At 60.4% G+C, this 7,407-nt stretch carries 8 protein-coding genes and 1 pseudogene; 8 read left to right on the plus strand and 1 reads right to left on the minus strand.

Going from position 1 to position 7,407, the window contains the following annotated elements; all coding sequences use genetic code 11:
- Positions 1-75: 75 nt before the first annotated feature.
- Positions 76-1,152 (plus strand): annotated as a pseudogene (locus ACEN2R_RS20340) (tyrosine-type recombinase/integrase); the annotation flags it as partial.
- 23 nt (positions 1,153-1,175) lie between these two features.
- Here the strand turns inward: ACEN2R_RS20340 and ACEN2R_RS20345 are convergent.
- Positions 1,176-1,781, minus strand: a complete 606-nt coding sequence (locus ACEN2R_RS20345) for a hypothetical protein (RefSeq protein ID WP_442044695.1) — start codon at positions 1,779-1,781, stop codon at positions 1,176-1,178.
- Between the two features lie 570 nt (positions 1,782-2,351).
- Between ACEN2R_RS20345 and ACEN2R_RS20350 the strand changes: the two genes are divergently transcribed.
- The 7 genes from ACEN2R_RS20350 (at position 2,352) to ACEN2R_RS20380 (ending at position 6,647) form a co-directional block, all read left to right on the plus strand.
- Complete coding sequence (locus tag ACEN2R_RS20350) at positions 2,352-2,597, plus strand: helix-turn-helix transcriptional regulator (RefSeq protein ID WP_442044697.1); 246 nt, start codon at positions 2,352-2,354, stop codon at positions 2,595-2,597.
- Entirely contained in the window at positions 2,594-2,866 is a 273-nt protein-coding gene (locus tag ACEN2R_RS20355; RefSeq protein WP_442044698.1) for a hypothetical protein, read from the plus strand. The genes ACEN2R_RS20350 and ACEN2R_RS20355 overlap by 4 nt, the downstream gene beginning before the upstream one ends.
- Positions 2,863-3,315 carry a VRR-NUC domain-containing protein gene (locus ACEN2R_RS20360; RefSeq protein WP_442044700.1) on the plus strand — a complete coding sequence of 151 codons (453 nt, stop codon included), beginning with the start codon at positions 2,863-2,865 and terminating at the stop codon, positions 3,313-3,315. Before ACEN2R_RS20355 ends, ACEN2R_RS20360 begins: the two co-directional genes overlap by 4 nt.
- A complete protein-coding gene (locus tag ACEN2R_RS20365; protein ID WP_442044702.1) occupies positions 3,312-4,367 on the plus strand; it encodes a helix-turn-helix domain-containing protein in 1,056 nt (351 codons plus the stop codon). Before ACEN2R_RS20360 ends, ACEN2R_RS20365 begins: the two co-directional genes overlap by 4 nt.
- Positions 4,364-5,041, plus strand: a complete 678-nt coding sequence (locus ACEN2R_RS20370) for a hypothetical protein (protein WP_442044703.1) — start codon at positions 4,364-4,366, stop codon at positions 5,039-5,041. The genes ACEN2R_RS20365 and ACEN2R_RS20370 overlap by 4 nt, the downstream gene beginning before the upstream one ends.
- A gap of 92 nt (positions 5,042-5,133) precedes the next feature.
- On the plus strand, positions 5,134-5,532 hold the full coding sequence (locus tag ACEN2R_RS20375) for a type I restriction-modification system subunit M N-terminal domain-containing protein (protein WP_442044704.1): 399 nt from the start codon (positions 5,134-5,136) through the stop codon (positions 5,530-5,532).
- Positions 5,532-6,647 (plus strand): Fic family protein, encoded by a 1,116-nt coding sequence (locus ACEN2R_RS20380; protein ID WP_442044706.1) that lies wholly within the window; start codon positions 5,532-5,534, stop codon positions 6,645-6,647. Before ACEN2R_RS20375 ends, ACEN2R_RS20380 begins: the two co-directional genes overlap by 1 nt.
- Positions 6,648-7,407 lie beyond the last annotated feature (760 nt).

Genomic DNA, 7,407 nt, shown 5'->3' on the forward strand with positions numbered 1-7,407 from the left:
AACCCACCAAAACCAACCGAAGAAACCCAAGCCTAAATTCCAAAGGCCACTGTCTCAAAGTCGTTGACACGTTCCGCCTGGCCGGAGTGGTCGACAACGGCTGCGAGAGAGCGGGCCAAAGAGCTGCGGCGGCTGGTCGACGCCGAAATCGACCCCCGGGCCGAGCGCGAGCAATTACGCACAGCGCCCACAGTCTCTGACTTGATCGAACGCTATATCATGGAGCACGTGCCGCGGCTTGCGCCCCGGTCGCAAGGGGATCAGATTTCCATGCTGCGCAAACTGGTCCTGCCGGACTGGGGAGACCGCCTTGTAACCGAGATCACCAAGCAGGATGCATCGCGCTTTCTCAATGAGGTGGCGAAGGGCCGCCCCCGGCCCCACAAGCTGAAGCCCAACAGGCGTGCGCGCAAACTTCAGGGAAGCAAGCCCACCCCAATCCGCGCGAACCGCATGGGGCAGGTCATGCGCAAGATGTTCAACTTGGCCATTGATTGGGAATGGCGGATTAACAATCCTTTTCAGGGATTTTACCAGCGGCTGGAAAACAGCCGTGAGCGGTTTTTGTGCATGGAGGAAATAGAGCGGCTGGCGGCTGCACTCGATCATGCCGAAGATCAACGCGCCGCGGGCATTATCCGCATGTGCATGTTGACCGGTGCCCGCGTGGGCGAGGTGCGCACGGCGCGTTTCGAGGATTTCAACCTCGAATTCGGCAGCTGGTCCAAGCCGGCGGCCACAACCAAGCAGCGCAAGATCCACCGTATCCCGATTTCTGCAGATGTGGCCACCTTGGTGCGGCAACGGCGGCTGGTCGTGCCGCGGGGAAGTCCGTGGCTCTTTCCTGGCGATACGCCCGGGCAGCCTGTGCAAGAAATCCGCCGCTTCTGGATCAGGATGCAGAGAGAGGCACAGGTCGAGGGCGTTCGAATTCACGACTTGCGCCATACTTTCGCGTCCCTCCTAGTCAGCGGCGGCGCCTCTCTCGAGATGATTGGCCGTTTGCTTGGCCATACGCAGATGTCCACCACGCAGCGCTATGCGCATCTGATGGACACCCCCCTGCGTGAAGGGGTCAACTCGGTCGCAGAAATCATGCGCGCGCGGCCGAGGCTTGTGCATTCCAGCCAAGCCACAGGGAGGACTGCCTGAGGGCAGTCCTCGTTGATTTAAAGTCAGAGTTTTTCCTGCAGCCACCACCAGACGCGAGCGAAACGCTTGCGCACGGTGCTGGCATCGGGGATATCGCCATCCGGGCTTCGCTCGACGAACCAGTCGAGCATTAACTTAAAGAAGTCCTCTTGGGTGCGTGGAAGCCCTTCGGTGATCACCTCGATCAGGACATCCACCAACATGTGCTCCCAGTCATAGTTGGTGCGGCGCCCAACACGGCGCGCTGGCTTGCCGCCAAAGGCCAGAAGTTCATTTACATGCTCGAATTCCTCCACCTCATTGACAGGCAGGATTAAATCCGCGAGCCGCACTTCGATGCCCTGCGCCGGTTCGGTGATGAATTGCCAATTGAACGTCTCCTGGGGCAGGATGCGCTGGACCAAGCAAGTTCGCTCCGGGCTGTCGCCTCCGTAAAGGAGGCGCGCCACATCGGTGGCGCTTACCGTGACCACCCCAGCGATGATCTCTTTGCCGCATTTAACCGGACCTATTGGCAGTACGATCTGAAGACGGCCAGCAATCGCCCAGCCCCCGATATCGGCAAGGCTATAGCCCCAACGTGACGGCAGGTCGATCAGGCGGAAGAACGCCTTTCTAATTTTTAGCATATTGGTTTTCCTTGAAACCGCAGCGCTATCGCTTTCCTGTCATTAGACGCTGCGGCATTGCAGTGCCGGAGCGCAGACTGCGGCTCCGGCCCGACGCCAGAAGCCCCTTGGGTTCTGCAGCGCAGCTGCAGGATGGGTGACCGTCAGCTTTGTGCAGAATGAACCAGAGGGGTACCCTAGGTCAGACTCCAAGCCTCTGTTGAAATTGTAACAATAATAACACAACCACTGCGGCATCGGTGATGTCACAGTTAACGCTAAGGGCGAGAAGCCGGAAACACTCAAAACCAATGCCGGTCGTGCCAAACGCAAAACCGCGCTTTGGAACGCAAGAATGCGCATCAGATGGCGACCAAAAACCATTTTGGCGATTCACTGCTCAGGCGCGCAGGGCGCGAGCGCGCCGCATGCACCCTACGAATGGACACAAAAGCTGGCTAAGTTATTGTTTTTAAACACTCGGAATGCCGTGTGCCGCTTAAATTCCGGTTTGTTCCTGAATTCCGGATGGGTCGACCTGCTTTCTTTGCGGCGTTCGGGGATGTGCCCCGAGCGTAAAAGGAATCGCAGATGACTGAACTGGTATTGGAGGCCGACCGGATCACGCCGATCCTGTCGGATTTGATCAGCCGCTCAGAGCTTGCCGCCGAGCTGCAGCTTACAACCGAAACACTGTGTCGTTGGAATACGCAACGCATTGGGCCGGTCCCCACACGGATCGGACGCAAGGTGTATTACCGGCGCGCCAGCGTGGAGCAGTGGTTGCTTGCCCAAGAGGAAAGCGTGCCCCCACGTCAGAAGAGGGGGCGCCGATGAGTATTCCCCTTCCCTTCCGCAAGCGCAGCGCACGCGACCGGGTCCGCCAGGACTGGATTGAGGAGCGGCGGCGCGAAGCCCGCGCTGTCATCGCCGATGTTGTGCATCACTCCGACCACCTAGTGCGGTTGGCGTGCGATGTTCTGGTCGCCCATGGCGAGACCGAAGTCGAACGCCGCGATGCCCGAGCCCTGCTGTTTGTGATCGACGCACGGATGCCACTGCGTCAGCGGCACCTTCAACAATTGGATCCGGAGGTAGAGCGATGAAGCGTCGTGGGACACCGGAGGCAGATCTGCAGCGGACGGTTGTTATCACCCTGCGCTTTGTCCTGCCCAAGGGGGTAATCATCCATCACTGCGCCAATGAGGTGACCGAGGCCGGACCACCCGGTGCCAAACGCCAGGCGATCCTGGTCGGCATGGGGGTGCATCCCGGCTTTGCCGATCTAATTGTGCTCTGCGGCGGGCGCGTGCTGTTTCTGGAGCTGAAGTCTCTGAAGGGACGACTCAGTCCCGCGCAAGCGACGTTTCGCGATGCGGTACAGGCGCTGGGATTTGGCTGGGCGCTGGTGCGCAGCCTCGACGATGCGCTGGGCGCGCTGGCAGATCACGGGTTCACCACGCGGGTCGTGCAAACCGGTACATCGGAAGCCCAGCACGATGCAGGGGCCCGGCACGATGGCGCCGGTCCCTCGGCGCGGAGGGCCACCTCATGAGCCACGCCGCCACCAACTGGGCGATCCAGCGCCGCGGGCTCAAGCCCACCACCAAGATCGTACTCTGGCATCTGTGTGATCGCTTCAATCCCGATTACGGCTGTTTCCCGTCGCAGGAGCGGCTGGCGCATGATTGCGAGATCGGGCGCGCCACCCTCAACCGCCATCTCGATGATCTGGAAGCCCACGGGCTCATCCGCCGCATTCGAAATGTCGATGCCAGGACCGGTCAGCAGCGGCCTACCCGCTACCTGCTCGGCTTTGAGCCAGGCTTCACACCGTCCGGCCCCGGAGAGCCAGAGGGCGATGACAACGCGCCACGCGACGCGGATGACCCCGAGCCCCCGTGTCCCGATATGAGACACGGGGATAGGCCAGAAAAAACATGGACTGGCAATGACTTGTCTGCGCCAATCCCACCAGAGCCGTGTCTCGATTTGGGACACGGGTCCGTGTCTCATTTTGATGCAAACCCGTGTCTCAAAAATGGCGATTCCCGTGTCTCAAAATGGGACACTAACCTTGTAAGGGAACCTTTAAGAGAACCAGTAAAGGAGGAGGAGGACGCGCGAGGGCGCGAAATCGCCTTTGATGATTTTTTTGGCGAGCTGCTGCAAGCGCTGGGCTTCGATGCCGACGGGGCATTGCCCGCCTGGTGGCAGGGCTGGCCGGCTCGGCTGCATGTGCAGCGCTGGATCGAGAACCTCGGGCTGTCCGAGGATCAGGTCATCGAGGTTGCCCGAGAGACACGCCACACGCACCCTGCCCCGCCCGATGGGCCCAAGGCGCTTGATCGGGCGATGGAACGCGCTGCAAGGCGTGACGCCGAGGCGGCAAACCATGCCACAGCCAGCGACCGAGCAGCCAGGCGACAACGCAAGCGCGATGCCGGCCCCCGTCCCAGCGATGACCGACTGGCGGCATTCTACGCCGATATGGTCAATTCTGATCGCTTCCTGCCCGCCAACGCGATCAGCAGCGCCATGTGCGGATTGATGCTTGCACGCAAGCTGGTCACGCCGGAACAGCTGCGTCTGCGGGGTGTGCTATGAGCCAGTTTGATCGCAGACTGCCCGGCATGCGGGCGAAGCCCGGCGCAGGCGGCAAGACCAAACGCGCGCTGGGCGTGCAGGCAGCCCTCGAATGGGCGTTTCGGGTCGAGAAGGCACAGTTGGAACTACCCCCGCGACAGGACGCCAGTGAGGAAAGTCGCGGCTTCGGGCTGGAGTATGTTCTGATGCAACGCGCCGCCCTGGGCTGCAAGGTAGATGGCGGACGACACAAGATGGGCGGCTATGTCCACGAGGACGCCGAAGTCATCGCCGCCACCGTCGCCGGCATGCCTGACAGCTGCGGCGGCATCCGCATGGCGGTCCGCGTGGCGGAACTGGCCCGCGCCGGGCTGACGCCGGACTGGTTGCCCGGTGTCGTGCCGCGCTGCGTGCCGCGGGACACACGCGAGAACCAGCACGGCGTGCGGGCGGTCACCGAGGTCGTCGGCACAGAGCGGGTTCTCTCCCGCGGCAAATGGCGCACAATCGAGATGCTGGCCTGCCCCGTGACCTGGCGGCCGCATACCGAGCAGATCGCATCCGCCCGGCGCGGCTATGACGACTGGTGGCAGGCGCTGGATTGCGTGCGCGATGGGCTCTTGGCGGGAGGCATGTTGCGCGAGGTTAAGTTGACGGCGCTGATGCCGAAAGTGCGCCCTTGGCAACGTCGATGATGGGCAAAGCGTTTGAATACCGCTTAATGTCTGGATTTCAGCTTCTGGCTGAAATACGGTCTGGAAAGAAGTTTTAGAGGGCAAATTAATCAATGGCATCAACCGAAAACGGCTCTGACCTCGACATTGAAGCCAGCCTGTTTAAGACCGCCGACAAGTTGCGCGGCAATATGAAGCCGTCGGATTATAAGCACGTCGCCCTTGGCCTAATCTTCCTAAAGCATATTTCAGTTGGGTTCGAACTGAAGCGTCAGGCGCTGCTGGCCGAGTATCCCGAGGATGCTCAGGACCCGGACGCGTATCTCGCCGACAACGTCTTCTGGGTATCTCTTGTCGTCGGCCCAGATAGTTTCCGCGCTATTTTCGAGGCGAATGTGGCTCCATTGTTTGCGCGCATCCTCGCCCAGACCCGCGACCTGCTGCTGCCGCGCCTGATGTTGGGAGAATTGCGGGTGGCCAAGGCGCCGCAGATCGCACAGGAGGTGGCGTGATGGCCGTTGCCTATCATCAGGGCCGCTTTCCGCCTAATGCCCTCGACTGGTTGCAGCTTTTACCGTTGATTGGCCCCGCCAATGCCGCCGTCGCGCGATACGAGGGCGTGTTGCACGGCATCCCCAACCCCAATGTGCTGTTGTCGCCACTGACCTCGCAGGAAGCCGTGCTATCCAGCCGGATCGAAGGCACGCAGGCCACGCTTGGCGAGGTGCTGGAATTCGAGGCCGAAGGCGAACCGGGCGACGAAAGCACGCCAAAAAAAGCTGATATCCACGAGGTGCTAAACTATCGCGCGGCACTGGCAGAGGCATCGCGCCTGCTGGACGAGTTGCCGCTGTCGCAACGCCTGATCCGCCTGACCCACGAACGCCTGATGCAAGGTGTGCGCGGCCGCAACAAAGACCCGGGCGAGTATCGCCGCATACCCAACTGGATCGGCCCTGAAGGTTGCACCGTTGAGCAGGCCCGTTTCATACCCTGTTCCGCCGAGGCGCTGCCTGATGCGATGAGCGCGTGGGAGGCCTATATCCACGCACCGGCCCCTGACGCGCTGATCCAGCTTGCAGTGCTGCATGCCGAGTTTGAGGCTATCCACCCCTTCCTTGATGGGAACGGGCGGTTGGGGCGCCTGATCATCCCGCTGTTCCTGAAATCCAAGGGCCTGCTGTCGGCCCCGAACTTTTATCTGTCGGAGTATCTGGAAAGCCACCGCGACGAATACTACGACCGCCTGCTGGCCGTGTCACGGGATGGCGACTGGACCGGATGGTGCGGGTTCTTCCTGCGTGCGATCATAGAACAGGCGGGCACGAACCAGACCAAGGCGCAGGCGATCCACTCGCTTTACACCGCGCGCAAGGACTGGATGGTCGAGGCCACGCGGTCGCAATACGGGGTGCGCGCACTGGACTGGTTCTTCAGCCGCCCGATCTTTGTGGCGTCCGATTTCGTGACGCAGGCCGATATTCCCGAACCGACGGCCAAGCGCATCCTGCGCCTAGTGCGCGACAACGGGCTGCTGCGCGAGATCAAACCGTCCAGCGGCAGACGTCCAGCAGTTTTGGCCTTCCCCGATCTATTGAACATTTGCGAAGGGCGGGCTGCGTTTTGAGGATCACTTATGCACCTCAAACTAGCTTGTGGGCCGAAATGCAGGCCAAACTGCCCCACAAGACATATTGCAGCGCATAAGTGATCCTCAACGCACCCGTACATTTCTGAATCGAGGTTTTCATGACCATACCTTCCAAAGACGCCATGACGGGCCGCGAACACCCCCCGCTGCCGCCCGTGTTCATGGAACCGCCGAATGGGCTGGATGAGGCTTGGACGCATGGGTTTCTTCTGGTGGGGGACGCAACGGGGACGCGCAGCGAGCCCCCTTGCCAAGATGTGTTCAAGATGTGTTGTAGTACAACACATCTTGCGTTCGCTCTAACGGCGCTGATTTCGCTGTAATACAAGACTTGGGCTGCTCCGTAGGACATGCCAGTCCCCCATGTATCGCCGCAGATGAGACAGCTGGATTAGATGCCAATGTCAGCATTTATCTGGCACGTGCTCAATGGCTGGCTCTCTGACAGATTGATTGAATCGGTAGATTATGTTATTTCTCGACAATCCAAGTGAAGCGCGTTGGTTGCTTGTATCCTCGTGCCTCCGACGCCGGACGTCCGGTTTAACCGTCGATCATTGGGGATACAAAGCTATGACATTTCGACAAATTATATTCATATGCTTTTTTGCAAACGCCCCGCTTCCGGCAATCGGCCAAAACCTAGATGCCGGTGATATCCCCCTGTGTCAGCGTAGTTGTCCGCCGCTCTATTTTTCTCTAATTTTCAGGTGGGCGGGATAGGACAATGACGTGG

Origin of the sequence: Pseudogemmobacter sp. W21_MBD1_M6 (assembly GCF_052119585.1) — a bacterium.
Lineage (GTDB): Bacteria > Pseudomonadota > Alphaproteobacteria > Rhodobacterales > Rhodobacteraceae > JBGQOJ01.

Bases quoted from the DNA above. Each gene is read 5' to 3' on its own strand.
- ACEN2R_RS20360 (WP_442044700.1), top strand. From the start codon at position 2,863: ATGAAGCGTCGTGGGACACCGGAGGCAGATCTGCAGCGGACGGTTGTT.
- ACEN2R_RS20365 (WP_442044702.1), top strand. From the start codon at position 3,312: ATGAGCCACGCCGCCACCAACTGGGCGATCCAGCGCCGCGGGCTCAAG.
- ACEN2R_RS20380 (WP_442044706.1), top strand. From the start codon at position 5,532: ATGGCCGTTGCCTATCATCAGGGCCGCTTTCCGCCTAATGCCCTCGAC.
- ACEN2R_RS20355 (WP_442044698.1), top strand. From the start codon at position 2,594: ATGAGTATTCCCCTTCCCTTCCGCAAGCGCAGCGCACGCGACCGGGTC.
- ACEN2R_RS20350 (WP_442044697.1), top strand. From the start codon at position 2,352: ATGACTGAACTGGTATTGGAGGCCGACCGGATCACGCCGATCCTGTCG.
- ACEN2R_RS20345 (WP_442044695.1), bottom strand. From the start codon at position 1,781: ATGCTAAAAATTAGAAAGGCGTTCTTCCGCCTGATCGACCTGCCGTCA.
- ACEN2R_RS20375 (WP_442044704.1), top strand. From the start codon at position 5,134: ATGGCATCAACCGAAAACGGCTCTGACCTCGACATTGAAGCCAGCCTG.
- ACEN2R_RS20370 (WP_442044703.1), top strand. From the start codon at position 4,364: ATGAGCCAGTTTGATCGCAGACTGCCCGGCATGCGGGCGAAGCCCGGC.